The 17,667-nt window shown below is 64.6% G+C and carries 13 protein-coding genes; 9 read left to right on the top strand and 4 right to left on the bottom strand.

Annotated features, from left to right (window positions below):
- Nucleotides 1–6: 6 nt before the first annotated feature.
- The 3 genes from GGC65_RS02465 to GGC65_RS02455 are packed head-to-tail and all read right to left on the bottom strand — an operon-like array spanning nt 7 to nt 4,570.
- Complete coding sequence (locus GGC65_RS02465; protein WP_192645713.1) at nt 7–1,068, bottom strand: alpha/beta fold hydrolase; 1,062 nt, start codon at nt 1,066–1,068, stop codon at nt 7–9.
- Nucleotides 1,069–1,103: 35 nt separating this feature from the next.
- Nucleotides 1,104–2,621, bottom strand: a complete 1,518-nt coding sequence (locus GGC65_RS02460) for an anthranilate synthase component I family protein (protein WP_192645712.1) — start codon at nt 2,619–2,621, stop codon at nt 1,104–1,106.
- Between the two features lie 2 nt (nt 2,622–2,623).
- Nucleotides 2,624–4,570, bottom strand: a complete 1,947-nt coding sequence (locus GGC65_RS02455; protein WP_192645711.1) for a peptidylprolyl isomerase — start codon at nt 4,568–4,570, stop codon at nt 2,624–2,626.
- 179 nt (nt 4,571–4,749) lie between these two features.
- On the opposite strand from GGC65_RS02455, the gene tpiA reads away from it, so the two are divergent.
- The 9 genes from tpiA to GGC65_RS02410 all read left to right on the top strand — a co-directional run bounded on the left by tpiA (nt 4,750) and on the right by GGC65_RS02410 (nt 16,540).
- Nucleotides 4,750–5,502: a triose-phosphate isomerase gene (gene tpiA, locus GGC65_RS02450; protein ID WP_192645710.1), complete on the top strand. Its 753-nt coding sequence runs from the start codon at nt 4,750–4,752 to the stop codon at nt 5,500–5,502.
- A 70-nt stretch (nt 5,503–5,572) separates the two neighbouring features.
- Entirely contained in the window at nt 5,573–6,025 is a 453-nt protein-coding gene (gene secG / locus GGC65_RS02445; protein ID WP_192645709.1) for a preprotein translocase subunit SecG, read from the top strand.
- A 107-nt stretch (nt 6,026–6,132) separates the two neighbouring features.
- Nucleotides 6,133–7,764 (top strand): CTP synthase, encoded by a 1,632-nt coding sequence (locus GGC65_RS02440; RefSeq protein ID WP_192645708.1) that lies wholly within the window; start codon nt 6,133–6,135, stop codon nt 7,762–7,764.
- A 26-nt stretch (nt 7,765–7,790) separates the two neighbouring features.
- A complete protein-coding gene (locus tag GGC65_RS02435) occupies nt 7,791–8,474 on the top strand; it encodes a Crp/Fnr family transcriptional regulator (protein ID WP_192645707.1) in 684 nt (227 codons plus the stop codon).
- Between the two features lie 347 nt (nt 8,475–8,821).
- Nucleotides 8,822–10,072: a lipoprotein-releasing ABC transporter permease subunit gene (locus tag GGC65_RS02430; protein WP_192645706.1), complete on the top strand. Its 1,251-nt coding sequence runs from the start codon at nt 8,822–8,824 to the stop codon at nt 10,070–10,072.
- Complete coding sequence (locus tag GGC65_RS02425) at nt 10,065–10,742, top strand: ABC transporter ATP-binding protein (RefSeq protein ID WP_192645705.1); 678 nt, start codon at nt 10,065–10,067, stop codon at nt 10,740–10,742. Before GGC65_RS02430 ends, GGC65_RS02425 begins: the two co-directional genes overlap by 8 nt.
- A gap of 27 nt (nt 10,743–10,769) precedes the next feature.
- A complete protein-coding gene (locus GGC65_RS02420) occupies nt 10,770–11,246 on the top strand; it encodes a glutathione peroxidase (RefSeq protein ID WP_192645704.1) in 477 nt (158 codons plus the stop codon).
- 39 nt (nt 11,247–11,285) lie between these two features.
- Nucleotides 11,286–14,771, top strand: a complete 3,486-nt coding sequence (dnaE, locus tag GGC65_RS02415; RefSeq protein ID WP_192645703.1) for a DNA polymerase III subunit alpha — start codon at nt 11,286–11,288, stop codon at nt 14,769–14,771.
- A 164-nt stretch (nt 14,772–14,935) separates the two neighbouring features.
- A complete protein-coding gene (locus GGC65_RS02410; protein ID WP_192645702.1) occupies nt 14,936–16,540 on the top strand; it encodes a long-chain fatty acid--CoA ligase in 1,605 nt (534 codons plus the stop codon).
- Here the strand turns inward: GGC65_RS02410 and GGC65_RS02405 are convergent.
- On the bottom strand, nt 16,537–17,646 hold the full coding sequence (locus tag GGC65_RS02405) for a PA0069 family radical SAM protein (RefSeq protein ID WP_192645701.1): 1,110 nt from the start codon (nt 17,644–17,646) through the stop codon (nt 16,537–16,539). The two genes, GGC65_RS02410 and GGC65_RS02405, sit on opposite strands and share 4 nt — an antisense overlap.
- Between the last annotated feature and the right edge of the window lie 21 nt (nt 17,647–17,667).

The following is a 17,667-nucleotide window of genomic DNA, read 5'->3' as shown; positions in this document are numbered from 1 at the left end:
CCTTCGTTACTGTGCCATCAGCTTCGCGAGATCGTCCTTCCAGAATTTCGCCCAGGTGTGGGTGCCGTGCCCCTTGGTTTCGGCGCTCGCGGGGATGAGGATGAACTTTGTCGTCTTCATGCGCGCCGCTGCCTTTTCAGTGATGCCATAGGCGGGCGGGTTGATGAAATCGTCGGCCGAATTGATCCAGAGCACGGGCACGCGGATCTTTTCGAGATTCGGCCAGGGATTGTAGGTCCGCGAGCTGTCGAGCTGGTAGATGGTGTCGTTCGCGTCGCTCCGGCCAAATGCGCGCGCGAAAGCTTCGTCCTTGTATTTCTCTGCCGCTTCGCGCGTCGGATATTGCGCCTGTAGCGCGTAAGGGTTGGCGCCCGCGATCAGGACGAGCGAGGCGGCGGTGCGCAGGCCCGCGGCGGGCGGATCGGTATAATTGCCGTCTTTCCACAGCGGATCGGCCTTGATCGCGTCGATCGACAGCGTGCGCCACATGCGGTTCTGGCCCGCGATCTCGACGGGAAGGCAGGCGAAGGGAGCGAGCTTCTCAGCGAAGTCGGGCCATGTTTCGCCCCAGACGAAGGCGTGCATACAGCCCATCGACGTGCCGAGGATGAGCTTCAGTTTCTTCACGCCCAGCTTTTCGGTGAGCATCCGGTGCTGCGCACTCACCATGTCGTTATAATCGTAGCGCGGGAATTTCATGCGCAGCCCGTCGCTCGGCTTGGACGAGGCACCGTGGCCGATATTGTCGGGCAGGATGACATAATATTTGCCGGTGTCGAGCGGTTGGCCGGGGCCGAAAAGCTCGTTGGCAAATTGCGGCTGGAAGAATTGTTTGCCGCTGCCGCCGGTGCCGTGGAGGATCATCACGGCGTTGGTGACATTACCCTTGTTATCGCGCTGCGGCGTGCCGAGCGTCGTATAGTGCATCCTGATTTCGGGCAGTTTTTCACCCGTCGCGAAGGTGAAATCCTTGAGGATGGCGTCGCCCTCGACGGCGCTTTCGAGCTGGGCGTGAGCGGGAGCGGTGCCCGCGATGAGCAGGGCGAGCGGAGCTAGATATTTGAGCATGGCGGGACGCTAGCGTCCCGCCGGGCAAGGTCAAGCTATTGCCCGTAACCAGGCGTTCCGGCCAGCCGCACCGCCTCGCGCGCGGCGGCGAAGAGCGCGCCGGCCTTGGCCTCGCACTCGCGCTGTTCATAGGCGGGGTCGCTGTCGGCGACGATACCCGCGCCCGCCTGGACGTGCATCTCGCCGTCCTTGACGATCGCGGTGCGCAGCACGATGCAGCTGTCCATATTGCCGTCGGGAGCGAAATAGCCGACGCCGCCGGCATAGGGTCCGCGCGCATCGGCTTCGAGTTCGGCGATGATCTGGCAGGCGCGCACTTTCGGCGCACCGCTGACGGTGCCCGCCGGGAAGCCGGCGAACAGTGCGTCGATCGCATCCTTGTCGGGCGCGATGCGGCCGATGACGTTCGATACGATGTGCATGACGTGGCTGTAGAATTCGACGGTGTAGCTGTCGGTGACAGTCACGCTGCCGCCCACTGCCGCGCGGCCGACGTCGTTGCGGCCGAGGTCGAGCAGCATCAGATGCTCGGCGCGTTCCTTGGGATCGGCGAGCAGGGATTCGCGGTTCTCGACATCCTCGGCACTCGTGCGGCCGCGCGGACGCGTGCCGGCGATCGGGCGGATGGTGATTTCGCCGTCGCGGACCCGGACGAGGATCTCGGGCGACGAGCCGATCAGCGCGAAGCCGGGCAGGTCGAGGAAATAGAGGAAAGGCGAGGGGTTCACACGGCGGAGCGCGCGGTAGAGGTCGAAGGGCGGCAGGTCGAACGGCGTCGAGAAACGCTGCGACAGGACGACCTGAAAAATGTCGCCCGCGGCGATATAGTCCTTCGCGGTGGCGACCATCTGCGCAAAATGCGCGGGCGTCGTTGCGGGGTTCGCCGCGATGTCGGACGGCAGCGCGTCGGTCGGTGCGCGCTCGGCGTGGGCGCTGACGCTCGACAGCCGTGCGGCAGTGGCATCAAGCCGGTCCTGCGCCGCCTCGATCATCCGGTCGATGGCACCATCAGCATCGGGCCAGATCGGCGCGATCAGGAACAATTCGTCGGCGAGGCGGTCGAAGACGAGGATCGTCGTCGGGCGCACGAACACCATGTCGGGAAGGCCGAGACCGGCTCCCGGCGCGCGCGGGATGCGCTCGACGAGGCCGATCGTTTCATAGGCGAAGAAGCCGACGAGCGTTGCGAGCGCCTTGGGCAGCCCTTCGGGCACGTCGAAGCGGCATTCAGCGACGAGGTCGCGCAGCGCCTGGAGCGCGGGGGTGGCGAGGGGCCGGAACGCGTCGCGGTCGGTACGCCAGTCGCGGTTGATCCGCGCGGCGTCGCCGGTGACCTCGAACATCAAATCGGGGTCGAGGCCGAGCAGGCTGTAGCGTCCGCGCGTTTCGCCGCTTTCGACCGATTCGAGCACCCAGTCGCCGCGCCCCGGCTCGATCAGCTTGAGCGCCGCCGAGACCGGAGTTTCGATGTCGGCGATCAGCCGCTGCCAGACGACCGCGCCGCGGCCTTGCGCCAGCGCTTCGAGCGCGGCGGCCCTGCCTTCGAGGCTCACCCTTATTCGGCGACCGGCGCGGTGCCGGTCAGTTCGGCGCGCAATTGGTCGACGAGCTTCTTGTTGATCGTCACGCCCACGCGGCGCTTGGCTTCCGCTGACAGTTGCTCGATCAGCTCATTGCCGAATGCCGGTGCGAGCGGCTGCGCGATCGCGGCGACGCGCTGCGGCTCGATCGCCTTCGGATCGGGGCGCTGAACGTCATTGAGCGCGATCACCATCCAGCCACGATTGCCGGGGATTTCGAGCGTCTTGATGCTGTTCTTGGCCATCGAGAAGAGGAGCGCGAGTTCGGGCGGGACGGGCTTGCCGCCTGCGCCCAACTCGGCGCGGCGGCCGCCGATCGTCTGGACATTGCCGATATTCGGACCAGCGGCAGCGACGGCTTCATTGAGGCTCTTGCCGCCTTCGACCGCTTTGACGATCGCGCGCGCCTTGTCGCGGGCGACCTTCTGCCCTTCGGCAAAACGCCATTCGCTGAGCAGGTCGCCGCGGATCTGCGCGAACGGTGGCGGCGCTGCGGCGACGATCGACTTGACCGCATAGACGGCGAATTTCTCATTCTCGACCAGGGTCGCGATATGGGCTTCGCCTTCACCTGCGGCCTGGAAGGCCTGCGCGACGAGAGGGGCAAGTTCGGGTGCCGGCACAAAAGCAGGCTGCCCGGGCGCGCGGCCGCTGGGCAGGATCGCGGGCGTCTCGACGAGCTGGAGTTTGCGGTCGGCCGCGACTTCCTCGACCGCGGCGCCACCGTTCACGGCGTCCTGAAGCGAATTATAATAATCGACGATCGCCTCGTTCGCTTTGTTCTTGCCAAGTTCGGTGCGAATTTCGGCGGTGGCGTCGGCGAGGCTGCGTGCCGGGCGCCCTGTGACATCCTCGACGCGCGCGACCGTCCAGCCGAGGCCGGTCTGCGTCGGGCCGATCAGGTCGCCGCGCTTGGCGGCAAAGGCTGTCTTGGCGGCGGCGGCGCTGCTCGTCGCGGCATAAGCCGACTGGGTGAGGTCGCCGGTGGTCGAGGCCGAAAGACCCGCAGCCTGCGCCGCAGCGGCGAGCGAGGTGCCGCCGCGAACCTTGGCGGCGAGCGCCGTAGCGGCCGCCTGGTCGGGAACGATCACCTGCGCAAAGCGGCGCGTCTCGCTCGCGGCATATTGCGCGGCATTGTCCTTATAGAATTTGGCGATTTCGGCGTCGCTGACCGCGGGAACCGGCACCGCACTGCGATCGAAAAGCGCATATTGGATGACGCGGCGTTCGGGGACCGTGAACTTTGCCGCATTCTGCGACAGGAACGTCTTGAGCGCGGCGTCGCCGGGGTCGGCGGTCGGCGCAAAGGGGCTCGCCGGAATGAAGGTCGCCTGTCCGCGCCGCTGTTCCATCAACAGCGCAGCATAGGGCTGCGCCATGCCCGGCGCGATGCGCGGCATCGTCGCGATCGGCGCGGCAAGCTGCTCGATCAGCAATTGCTGGCGCAGGTCGCGGCGAAGCTGGGTTTCCGTCAGGCCGTTCTGGCGCAGGAAATTTTCGAAGACCTTTTGGTCGAACTTGCCCGACACGCCGGCGAAGGCGGGCAGGTCGGCGATGCGGCCGTCGATGAGGCGCTTGCTGACGCTGAAACCCATGTCGGTCGCGAACTGGTCGAAGGCGAGCCCTTCGACAAGCTGATCGAGGACCTGGTCGAGCGCGCCCGATTCGACAAAGGCCGCCATCGTGAGACCCGGCTGTTGCTGACGCGCCTGATTATAAGCCTGCCGCGCGCGCTCGCGCAGTTCGCCGACGCCGATCTGTTCGCTGCCGACCTTGGCGACATTCGCGTCGCCGATCCCGCCAAAGGTCGAATTGCCCGTCACATCGCCGAGCGCGAAGGCGAGCCCCACGAGGACGACGAAGCCGAGGGCAAGGAATTTGCCGATCGTCGAAGCAAACATGGCGCGAATAGCGGTAATCATGGAACGGGCATTCTTTCCGGCAGGGCGCGGGTCAGGCGCGGTTGCGCGTTGCTTTAGGCGGGAGGTCGTGCCGCATCAAGGCTGGAAAGGAGCTTTTCATGCGCGTGCAACGCGGCTTGCCTATCGCCCCCGCGCGCCGCTAGGGCACGGGCAACGTTAAAGTAGTGGGAGAGACAGGGATGGCGCGGCGCAAATATGTGGTCGGCAACTGGAAAATGAACGGCCTGTCGGATGCTCTCGGCGAGGCGCAGGCCATTTTTGCTGCCGCTGACGATCATTCCACGGTCGACGTCGCGATCTGCCCGCCCTTCACGCTGATCGGCGCGATGGCCGCCGCGGCGCCGGGCAGGGCAATTGGCGGGCAGGATTGCCATAGCGCCGCCTCGGGCGCCTTCACCGGATCGGTCGCGGCGCCGATGCTGACCGATATCGGTGCGAGCGTCGTGATCGTCGGACATAGCGAGCGGCGCGAAGGCTTTGCCGAAAGCGACGCCGATGTGCGCGCAAAGGCCGAAGCGGGCCTCGCGACGGGTCTCTCGGTCATCCTGTGCGTTGGCGAACCGCGCGAAATACGCGAATCGGGCGGCGCGATCGATTATGTGCTGGCGCAAATTGCGGGATCGGTCCCCGATAATTTCGACGCGCAAAGCCTTGCCATCGCTTATGAACCGATCTGGGCGATCGGAACCGGGCTGGTGCCCACCGTCGCGGACGTCGCGGCGATGCATGGCGCGATCCGCGGGGCGCTTGCCGCGCGCTTCGGCGGCGCTGCGGAGGATATGCGCATTCTCTACGGCGGGTCGGTCAATGGCGAGAATGCCGCCGAACTGTTGGATGCCGGCGACGTCGACGGCGCACTGGTCGGCGGCGCGAGCCTGACGGCGACGAAATTCGTGCCGATCATTGCGGCGGCGGCGACACTCGCGGGTTGAAGCTTCGACGCTTCGTCTCTATGTGCGCCGCGGGCGCGGTCCGTTTGAGGTCGCGCAAGTTCGGGAAAATATGATGTCCAGCCTCTTCACCTTCATTCTCGTCCTGCAGGCGCTCGTGGCCGCGGCGATGATCGGCGTCATTCTGATGCAGAAGTCCGAAGGTGGCGGCCTGGGCGTCGGCGGCAGCCCTGCGGGCCTGCTTTCGGCGCGCGGCGCAGCGGATTTCATGACCCGCGCGACGACGATCCTCGCGACGGCTTTTGTTGCGCTGTCGATCCTGCTTGCGGCAATGGCCTCGGTCGGCCGCAGCGGTTCGACGATCGACACCTCGCTGTCGAAGACCGCGCAGCCGCAGACGAGCGGTTCGTCGGCGCTGACCGGCCCGGCGCAGCCCGCACAGGGCGCACCGGCAGGCGCGGCGCCCGCTCCGGCGAGCGACGATCCGCTGGCAGCAGCAGCTGCCGCGGCGGCAACCCCGGAAGCCGCTCCGGCTCCCGCGCAGGCACCGCCCGCCAAGAAATAACCGGTGGCTTCGGCCTCCGCTTGAGCCCGCCCGGCGGAAATAATTTCCGCCGGATGCGATTCGACGGCTTGCGCCGTCCCCCTCCCGTTGAGTAAGTCTTTCCTCCCATGGCGCGGTTCATTTTTATCACCGGCGGCGTGGTCTCCTCGCTTGGCAAAGGTTTGATGGCGGCTAGCCTCGCTGCCTTGTTGCAGGCGCGTGGCTATCGTGTCCGTATCCGGAAGTTCGATCCCTATCTGAATGTCGATCCGGGCACGATGTCGCCCTATCAGCATGGTGAGGTCTATGTGACCGACGACGGGGCCGAGACCGACCTCGACCTTGGTCATTATGAACGTTTTACCGGCGTTGCGGCGCGGCAGAGCGACAATGTCACCTCGGGCCGCATCTATCAGGGCATCATCGCCAAGGAACGCCGCGGCGACTATCTGGGCGCGACAGTGCAGGTCGTCCCGCACGTCACCGACGCGATCAAGGAATTCGCGCGGGCCGAGATCGACGACCTCGATTTCGTGCTGTGCGAGATCGGCGGCACCGTCGGCGATATCGAATCGCTGCCGTTCATCGAGGCGATCCGGCAGCTCAAAAATGAAGAGGGACGCGAAAACGCGATCTCGGTCCACGTCACGCTGGTGCCTTACATCGCCGCCGCGGGCGAACTGAAGACCAAGCCGACGCAGCACAGCGTGCGCGAACTCGCGTCGCTCGGCGTCCAGCCCGACATCCTGCTCTGCCGCTGCGAAAAGCCGTTGCCCGAGAGCGAGCGCGCCAAGATCGCGCTCTTCTGCAACGTCCGCAAGGAAGCGGTGATCCCTGCGCTCGACGCCGACAGCATCTATTCGGTCCCCGTCCAATATCATGGCGAAGGTCTCGACAGCGAAGTGCTGCGCGCGTTCGGCATCCATGACGCGCCCGCGCCCGACCTGTCGCGCTGGTACGACATCATGGACCGCAAGCAGCATCCGGAGGGCGAAGTCACGATTGGCGTCGTCGGTAAATATGTGTCGCTGCCCGACGCCTATAAATCGCTCAACGAAGCGCTGGTCCACGGCGGCATGGCGCACCGGGTTAAAGTCAACATCCGCTGGCTCGACGCCGAAATGTTCGAACGCGACGAGGATCTGGCCGCCAATCTCGAGCCGATGCACGGCATTCTGGTGCCCGGCGGTTTTGGCGAGCGCGGGTCCGAGGGCAAGATTTCGAGCGTGCGCTTTGCGCGCGAACGCAATGTGCCCTTCTTCGGCATCTGCCTCGGCATGCAGATGGCGTGCATCGAAGGGGCGCGGAACACGAGCGGCATCGCCGACGCGTCGAGCACCGAATTCGGCCCGACCGACGAGCCTGTCGTCGGCATGATCACCGAGTGGATGAGCGCCGAAGGCCTGCAAAAGCGCGGCGCCGACACCGATATGGGTGGCACGATGCGCCTCGGCGCCTATGAGGCGAAGCTGTCGCCGAACAGCCATGTCGCGAGCGTCTATGGCGCGAACGACATCAGCGAGCGTCATCGTCACCGTTACGAGGTCAATAACGCCTATCGCGAGCGGCTGGAGAAGGGCGGTCTGGTCTTTTCGGGCATGTCGCCCGACGGCATGTTGCCGGAAATCGTTGAGCGCCCCGACCATCCGTGGTTTATCGGGGTGCAGTTCCATCCGGAACTCAAGTCGAAGCCGTTCGACCCGCATCCCTTGTTCGCGGGGTTCATCGAAGCGGCGGTGAAGCAGAGCCGGCTAGTCTAGCGCCAGGCAAAAGGGGTGTAGGGGCAATGGATCACGCGAGACTCGCCGAGTTGCAGGGCCCCGACAGCATCTTTTCCGGGCTTTCGGTCGAAGATTGGGCCGAAATCGCGCGCCGCGCGGTGCAGGTCAATTTCGTCAAGGGCAAGGAATTGCTCGTCCAGGGCGACCCGGGCGACATGATGCTGATCCTGACCGAGGGCACCGCGCGCGTGTCGATGCTAACCTCGGGCGGGCGCGAAATCGTGCTCGCCTATGCCGAACCCGGTGCGGTGCTCGGCGAGATCGCGCTGCTCGACGGCGGCGAACGCACGGCGTCGGTGACCGCGACGAGTGCCGGCAGCGCGCTCCAGCTCGGCCGCAATGCGCTCAAGGATTTTGCCGCGAGCCATCCCGAATTCGCCTGGTCGCTGATGCAGCAGCTCGCTCGGCGACTGCGCACCGCCGACCAGACGATCGAAAGTGACCGCGCTTATGCGTCGGGTCCGCGGCTTGCGCGCTACCTCAAGCGGCTGATCCGCAAGGATGTCGAGGCATCGCAGCGCGTCGAGCTCAGCCAGACCGAACTCGGCAACTTTGCCGGCATGAGCCGCGAGCATATCAATCGCCAGCTCAAGAGTTGGGAGGAATCGGGTGTGATTTCGCTCGAACAGGGGCGCGTGCGCGTGCTTGATGCCGATATGCTCGAAGATATCAGCGAGAGCGAAGGCTAGGGCCGGAATCACAACGCCCGGGCCTCGTTTCCAAGACCCGGGCGCCTGTGACGAACACTCGCCATCCCCCTTTGTTGCAAGCCCGGCGAAAGGCTTGCACTCCCTGGAGCCGGGCCTTTGGGCCGCGTTGAACCAGAAGCCATCGGAGTAGGTCCGCAGTTGGGCTTTGTCACCCTCTGGCGGGTAGTTGGCCCCGATTTTGCCGGCCGCTGTGACCTAAGCGCAACACATTCATATAATCATTTGGCTTTTGACGTCACGCAGGCGCCCATTGCCAGCACTGTCTGACCTGCCTAAAGCGGCGCAATGCGCGAACCTTTTCCTGCGCCGCAAAGGCCAATCGCTCCATGATCCTGCGTCCGTACGAACGCACCATCTTCAAACGCTATTTGCTCCCGCAGCGCGGCGAAGGGTTTATCTTCGTCGCCGCAGCGTTCAGCTTTACGGCGGTCATGCTCGGCGTCGCAGCGCTGGTGATCGTGATGAGCGTGATGAACGGTGTGCGTTCCGACTTGTTCGACAAGATCGTCGGCTTGAACGGCCATGCGGTGGTGCAGGGCTTTGGCGGGCGGATCGATGACTGGCAGGATGTCCTGAAACAGGCGAAAGCGACCCCCGGCGTCGTGTCGGCGACACCGCTGATCGAGCAGCCCTTGCTCGGCACCTATAGCGGACGCGTCGAGGGGATTTTGGTACGCGGCATGACTGTGCCCGACATCCGCAAGAACGAGACGCTGAACGGCAAGGTTCTTCAGGGTAGCCTCAATTCATTGACCCCGGGATCGGGCAATGTCGCGATCGGCAGCGAACTCGCCCGAAATTTGGGCGCCACGGTGGGATCGAACCTGACGATCATTAACCCCGCGGGGCGCTCGACCCCCTTCGGCACGGTACCGCGCGAGATCAGTTACCGCGTGTCGGCGATTTTCGAGATCGGCGTCTATGATTTCGACAAGGCCTATGTCGTGATGCCGATGGAAGATGCGCAGTTGCTGCTGCTCACCGGGGACCAGGTGCAGATGATCGAGGTCAAGACGACCGACCCCGACAAGGTCGGCGAGATATTGCAGCCGCTGGCCGAAAAGGTGGCGGCAAAGGCGGTGGTGTCCGACTGGCGATCGATGAACGCGAGCCTGTTCGAGGCGCTGTCGATCGAGCGTGTCGCGATGTTCGTGATCCTGTCGCTGATCATCCTTGTCGCATCGTTCAACATCATATCGTCGCTGATCATGCTGGTGCGCGCGAAGACGCGCGACATGGCGATTTTGCGCACGATGGGCGCGCCGCGCGATTCCGTGATGCGTATCTTCATGGCAATCGGGCTTTCGATCGGCATTGCCGGGACGATCGCCGGCATGATCGTCGGGTTCAGCCTGCTTTATTTCCGCCAAGGCGTGTTGCGCGGGGTCGAGTTCATTACCGGCCAGCCGTTATGGGACCCGTCGATCCGCTTCCTCACCGAATTGCCGTCAAAGCCCGATCCGGTCGAAATCACCGTGATCGTGATCATGGTGATCGTCTTCAGCTTCCTTGCGACGCTCTATCCGGCGTTCAAGGCGGCTAATACCGACCCTGTGCAGGTGCTGCGTTATGAATGATGTCGCGCTGGAACTGATCGATCTGAAGCGCAGCTTCACGCAGGGTGAGGTGAGGATCGACGTGCTGCGCGGCGTCAGCGCCAGCCTTCGCCGCGGCGAGATCGTGGCGCTGCTCGGCCCTTCCGGATCGGGCAAGTCGACCATGCTGCAGGCGGTGGGCCTGCTCGAGGGCGGCTTTGGGGGCACGATCCGCATCGACGGCGAGGATGTCACGCGCTTCGAACAGGGCGAGCGGACCAAGACGCGGCGCGAGAAGATCGGCTTCGTCTATCAGTTTCATCACCTGCTCCCCGATTTCAACGCGATCGAGAATGTCGTGCTCCCGCAACTGATCCGCGGCGCGACGCAGGCCGAAGCGGAGGAGCGCGCCGCCGACCTGCTCGGGCGGCTGGGGCTGGGCGAGCGGCTGCATCACAAGCCGAGCAAGCTGTCGGGCGGCGAGCAGCAACGCGTCGCGGTAGCGCGCGCGCTCGCGAACCGGCCCCTGCTCGTGCTCGCCGACGAGCCGACGGGGAATCTCGACGAGGCAACCGCAGACCGGGTGTTCGACCAGTTCGTCAAACTGGTGCGCGATCATGGCTCGGCGGCGCTGGTGGCGACGCACAACGAGCGCCTCGCTGCCAAGATGGACCGCGTGCTCCGCTTGCACGAGGGGCACATCGAGGCGTAGGCTCGCGCCGACAGAAGGGGACGGATTATGGCGCTTTATGATCTTTCGGCGAAGCTGCCCGGCGGCGGAACGCAGTCGCTGGCCGACTATAAGGGCAAGGTGCTGCTGATCGTCAACACGGCCTCCAAATGCGGCTTCACCCCGCAATATGAGGGGCTGGAGGAGCTGTACCGCGACTATAAGGATCGGGGGTTCGAGATACTGGCATTCCCGTGCAACCAGTTCGGCGCACAGGAGCCGGGCGATGCAGAGGAAATCAAGAATTTCTGCTCGCTGACCTATGATGTCAGCTTTCCGCTGATGGCAAAGATCGACGTCAACGGCGATGAGGCCGACCCGATTTTCAAACATCTGAAGAAGGAAAAGAGCGGACTGCTCGGTAGCGGCATCAAATGGAATTTCACCAAATTCCTCGTCGATCGGACCGGCAAGACGGTGTCGCGCCACGCGCCGACGACGAAGCCCGAGCAACTACGCAAAGAGATTGAGGAACTGCTGGGTTAAGCCTTGGCAGAATCAGTGCTGTCACTGTAGCGTCATCCGATGGCCTACAGCCCCTTCGTTCCCCTGCGCGTCTTTTCCAGCTTCACCATGCTGGAGGGGGCGATCGAGCCCAAGGCGATTGCGAAAGCCGCGCGCGAGCGCGGGTTTCCGGCGATTGCTGTAGCCGATCGTAACGGCCTTTATGGCGTCATGGCCTTCGGCGACGCGTGCAAGGCGGCGGGCGTGCAACCGATCGTCGGCGCGCTGCTGAGCGTTGCGCGGCCCGGACAGCGGCTGGCGAACGGCGCGCCGCAGATCGACTGGCTCGCGCTCTATGCGCAGGACGATACGGGCTATGACAATCTCTGCGCGCTCGTGTCGGCGGCGCATCTCGGGCGCCCGGTCGAGCAGGACCCGCATGTCACGCTCTCCGATATCGCCGGCAAGACCGACGGCCTGATCTGCCTGACCGGCGGCGGCGAGGGCGCGCTGGCGCGGCTGCTGGCGGGCGAGCAGAAGACCGCGGCCGACGACTATGTCGAGCAATTGGAGGCGCTGTTCGGCGGGCGGCTCTATATCGAATTGTCGCGGCGCGGCGACGAGGTCGAAATCGCGGCCGAAGCAGCGCTGATCGATCTCGCTTACGCGCGCGCGCTGCCGATCGTCGCGACCAACCCGGCGAATTTCGTCGAGCCGCAATTCCACCCCGCGCATGACGCGATGCTGTGCATCGCGCAATCGGCCTATGTCGAGAGCGAGGACCGGCGCGTGTCGAGCCCCGAGGCCTGGCTAAAGCCCGCCGAGGCGATGGAGGATGCGTTCAGCGACCTGCCCGAGGCGATCCACAACACGCTCGTCATCGCGCAGCGCTGCGCGTTTATGGCGCCGAAGCGCAAGCCGATCCTGCCCAGCCTTGCCGGCGACCGCGAGGGCGAGGCGGCGCAGCTCAAGGCCGACGCGCATGCCGGGCTGACGGCGCGCCTGACACATTATCCCGAGATCACGGACGAAGAGCGCGAAGCCTATGTCACGCGGCTCGACTTCGAGGTCGACGTCATCACGCAGATGGGTTTCCCCGGCTATTTCCTGATCGTTGCCGACTTCATCAAATGGGCGAAGGCGCATGACATTCCGGTCGGACCGGGGCGCGGTTCGGGCGCGGGCAGCGTCGTCGCCTGGGCGCTGACGATCACCGACCTCGATCCGCTGAAGCTCGGCCTGCTGTTCGAACGCTTCCTCAACCCCGAACGCGTATCGATGCCCGACTTCGACATCGACTTCTGCGAAACGCGGCGCGGCGAAGTGATCCGCTATGTGCAGGAGAAATACGGCCGCGATACCGTTGCGCAGATCATCACCTTCGGTAAGCTGAAGGCGCGCGCGGTTCTGAAGGACACGGGCCGCGTGCTCCAGATGAGCTATGGGCAGGTCGACCGGCTCGCGAAGCTGGTGCCGAACCATCCGACCGATCCGTGGACGCTCGAACGTGCGCTCAACGGCGTTGCCGAGTTGATGACCGAATATAAGCAGGACGACGGGGTGCGCCGCCTGTTCGACATGGCGCGTCAACTCGAAGGCCTGCCGCGGCACAGCTCGACGCACGCGGCGGGGGTGGTGATCGGCGACCGTCCGCTCGACCAGCTCGTGCCGCTCTATCGCGATCCGCGTTCGGACATGCCGGTGACGCAGTTCGACATGAAATATGTCGAAACCGCGGGTCTGGTGAAATTCGACTTCCTCGGGCTGAAGACGCTGTCGGTTCTGAAGGAAGCAAAGCGGCTGCTGGCGCTGCGCGGAGTCGATGTCGATCTCGACGCGCTCGCGTGGGACGATACGGCCGTTTACGAATTGCTTCAGCGCGGCGAGACTGTCGGGGTGTTCCAGCTGGAATCCGAAGGGATGCGGCGCACGCTGTCGGCGGTGAAGCCGACCAATTTCGGCGACATTATCGCGCTCGTCGCGCTCTATCGACCGGGGCCGATGGACAATATCCCGCTGTTCGGCGCGCGCAAGAACGGCCGCGAGTCGATCGCCTATCCGCACCCGCTGCTCGAAGGCATCCTCGCCGAAACCTACGGCATCTTCGTCTATCAGGAACAGGTGATGCAGGCGGCGCAGATCCTGGCGGGCTACAGCCTTGGCGGCGCCGACCTTTTGCGCCGCGCGATGGGCAAGAAAGTCCAGGCGGAGATGGACGCGCAGCGCGAGACCTTTGTGAAGGGCTGCGGCGAGCATAACCAAATCGCGCCGAAGGCGGCGAACGAGCTGTTCGACTTGATCGACAAGTTTGCGGGCTATGGCTTCAACAAGAGCCACGCCGCCGCCTACGCCTTGCTGTCGTACCAGACGGCGTGGCTGAAGGCGCATTATCCGCACGAATTTTTCGCGGCGTCGATGTCATTCGACAGCCACCAGACCGACAAATTGTCAATCTTCATCGACGATATGCGCCGCCTCGACGTCGGCATTGCGCCGCCGTCGGTCAACGACAGCGAGGCCGATTTCTCGGTCGGGCGCGGCGATGACGGGCTGACGGTGCGTTACGCGCTTGGCGCGCTCAAGGGCGTGGGCGAGAAGGCGATGGAGGCGCTCGTCGCCGAACGCGCCAAGGGCGATTTCGCCTCGCTCGACGATTTCGCGAGCCGCATCGATCCCAAGCTGCTCAACCGGCGCCAGATCGAGGCGCTGGCGGGCGCGGGGGCCTTCGATCCGATTGAACCCGACCGTCCGCGCGCCTTTGCCGGTGCCGAAAGCCTGCTCGCGTGCGCCAACAGCTCGGCGCACGAACGGTCGACGGGGCAGGGCGGCCTGTTCGGCGGCGACATCGCCATCGCACCGGCGTTGCAGCTGCCCGCGGCGGAACCGTGGACGCTCGCCGAACGGATGACGCGTGAGAAGGACGCCTTCGGCTTCTATTTCTCGTCGCATCCGGTCGAGCAATATGAGGCGATCATCTCGGCGCGCGGGGCGCGCTCCTATGGCGATATCTGCGCCAATGTCGAAATGACGCCGGGAACGCGCATTCCGATGGTGATGGCGGGCATGGTCGAAAGCGCGCGGCCGAGGGTGTCGCAGCGCGGCAATCGCTTCCTCAACCTGACGCTGTCGGATCGCAGCGGGCAGTTCCAGTCGAGCTGTTTCGACGAGATCGCGAGCAAGACGCTCGAAGCGCTGGCAGCCGATGGCGGCTGCGCGATTCTGTCGGTCGAACTCGACCTGCTCGAGGGCGAGGAAACGCCGCGCGTGACGGTGCGCGGCGCCCAATCGCTCGTGGACATCGCCGCGACGGCCGCGCTGCAGCTGACTTGCCGGGTCGAGTTGCCCGACGCGATCCCCGAAATCGCGAGCTTCCTGCAAAAGCGCGACGATGCACGCGGGAAGGTTGTCATCGCGACCCGCGACCCGCTGACCGACGAGGATATTCATGTCGAACTGGGGCGCGGTTTCGCGCTAGGGCCCGACACCGTCTCGCGCCTCGAAATGGTCGCGGGGGTGAGCGAAGCGGCGCTTTCGCTCGTCGCGCAACGCGATTTCCGGGTGCGCTAGACAGGCACGGCCCCCGTTTGCCTCGCTAATTCCCAACCTCCGGCTCGGCAGAATCTAACGGATGACGGCGCCTCGCTTTGGAGGAGCGGTTGTTTTTGGCTTGGCCCTTGCACCGCCCCCCTTTGCGGCCTTATCCCTAGGCAAAACCACAAGAGGATGTCGTTATGGGAATGCAGGGCCAGCCATTACTCGTCACCAGCCTGATCGATCATGCCGCGCGCGAGCATGCGGGGCGCGAGATCGTGTCGCGCTGGGCGGATGGCAGCATGACGCGGACGACTTGGGGGGAGGTCGGAACGGATGCACGCCGCTTCGCCGCCGCGATGACGAAGCTGGGAGTGCAGAAGGGCGACCGCATTGCGACGCTGGCGATGAACCATGCCCATCACTTGGTCAGCTGGTACGGCAGCGCAGGCATGGGCGGTGTGTTGCACACGGTGAACCCGCGGTTGTTCGACGAGCAGCTCATCTACATCATCAACCATGCCGACGATCGCGTGCTGTTGTTCGATGCGATGTTCCTGCCGATCGTCGAGCGGCTGCGCCCGCAATTGCCGACGGTTGAGCATTTCATCCTGTTCGATGCGCCGGCGCGCGAAGGCTATCTCTCGTACCGCGACCTGATCGACGCCGAGGATGGAAGTTTCGAATGGGTCGAACTCGACGAGCGCGACCCGGTCGGGCTTTGCTATACGAGCGGGACGACGGGCAACCCGAAGGGCGTCCTTTACGAACATCGCTCGAACGTCATCCATGCGATCACCGAGATCCAGCCCGACGTGTTCGACATGTCGAACCGCAGCGTCATCCTGCCGATCGTGCCCATGTTCCATGCCAACAGCTGGGGCATTCCCTTTGCGGCTGCGACCGTCGGCGCCAAGCTGGTCTTTTCGGCAACCAACGACGCGCAGGTTCTATGCGACCTGATGCACGACGAGGGCGTGACGCATAGCGCGGGCGTTCCGACCGTATGGCTGGCAATGTTCGGCCATATGGATGCGACGGGCATCGATTATGGCAGGCTGCAACGCGTCATCATTGGCGGATCGGCCGCGCCGCGCGCGATGATCGAGCGTTTCATGAAGGCCGGCGTCGAAGTCGCGCACGCGTGGGGGATGACCGAAACCTCGCCGATCGGCACCATGGGCAAACGGCCGTGGAACTGGGACGAGATGGGTTTTGACGAACGCGTCGATGTCGTCTGCCGCCAGGGCTGTCCGCCATTCGGGGTCGAATTGCGCATCGTCGACGACGAGGAGAATGAGCTGCCGCGCGACGGCGTGACGAGCGGACGGCTGCAATGCCGCGGACCGTGGATCATCCAGCGCTATTTCAAGGCCGACAAGGATACGACCGATGGCGAGGGCTGGTTCGATACCGGCGACGTCTCGGTCATCCATCCCGACGGCGTCATGCAGATCACCGACCGCGCGAAGGACGTCATCAAGTCTGGCGGCGAATGGATCAGTTCGATCGAGCTGGAAAATGCTGCGGTCGGCGCGCCCGGCGTACAGGAAGCGGCCGCCGTCGGCGTCTATCACCCGAAATGGGACGAGCGGCCGATCCTGCTGATCGTCAGAAAGCCGGGCGCCGAGACGAGCGAGGCGGCGATCGTCGAATATCTGCAGGACAAGGTCGCCAAATGGTGGTTGCCCGACGAGATCGTCTTCGTCGACGAACTGCCGCACACCGCGACGGGCAAGATTTTGAAGCGCCAGATCCGTGACGATTACAAGGATTACAGGCTGCGGTCGCTCGACGCAGCCTAGAACAGCTCCATCTGCCCGTCGCGTTCGGGCGGACGAAACAGGTCGCTGCGGAGCGGCGGGAAGCTTTTGTCCATGCCATGTTCGCGTGCGGCGCGTTTGACGCGCGTGCGAATGAGCTGCGCCCATACGCCGTGCCCCTTCATGCGTGTGAAGAAATTCGGGTCATTGTCGCGGCCGCCGCGGATGTCCTGCACCATGTGCATGACCTTGTCGGCGCGGTCGGGGTAGTGCGCGGCGAGCCAGGCGCGGAAGAGCGGAGCGACCTCATATGGAAGGCGCATCAGGATATACGACGCTCGGATCGCGCCCGCTTCGGCGGCGGCGGCCATGATCGCTTCGATCTCGTGATCGGTGATTGCGGGGATGATCGGCGAAATATTGACCTGCGTCGGCACGCCGGCTTCGATCAGCTTGCGGATCGCAGCGAGGCGGCGGCGCGGATGCGGCGCGCGCGGTTCGAGGGTGCGCGCGATCTTGGGGTCGAGCGACGTCACCGACACTGCGACACCGACCAGATTGTCGCGCGCCATATCGGCGAGCAGATCGATATCGCGGAGCACACGGTCGGACTTGGTGGTGATGATCAGCGGGTGGCGCGTTTCGGCAAGGACTTCTACGATCGCACGGGTGATCCCCCATTCGCGTTCGATCGGCTGATAGCCGTCGGTGTTGGTCCCGATCGCGAGAGGCGCCGCCACATACCCGCGCTTGGCGAGTTCGGTACGCAGCAACTGCGCAGCGTCGGGTTTGGCGAACAATCTGCTTTCGAAATCGAGCCCGGGCGACAGATCGTGAAAGGCGTGCGTTGGACGCGCGAAACAATAGATGCAGCCGTGCTCGCAGCCGCGATAGGGGTTGATCGAGCGGTCGAAGCTGATGTCTGGCGACTTGTTGCGCGAAATGATCGTTTTCGGATGCTCGACCGTCACCGTCGTGCGCAGCTTCGGCGCGCCTCCGTCAATCGCTTCTGCCGCGTCGAGCCAGTCGCCATCGGCGACGCGTTCGGCCGATCCGGTGCGGGTGGGGCGCAAATTTGTGGGCGCGCCGCGGCCCGCGACAGGGGGGAGGGGTTTGGACGATTCCACCGGGAGAGCGTAGCTCTCCATGCGGAACAAATAAAGAACAAA

The sequence above is a fragment of the Sphingopyxis sp. OAS728 genome, assembly GCF_014873485.1.
In the GTDB taxonomy this organism is placed as follows: Bacteria; Pseudomonadota; Alphaproteobacteria; order Sphingomonadales; family Sphingomonadaceae; genus Sphingopyxis.
This window is presented reverse-complemented; position numbering and strand designations above follow the sequence as displayed.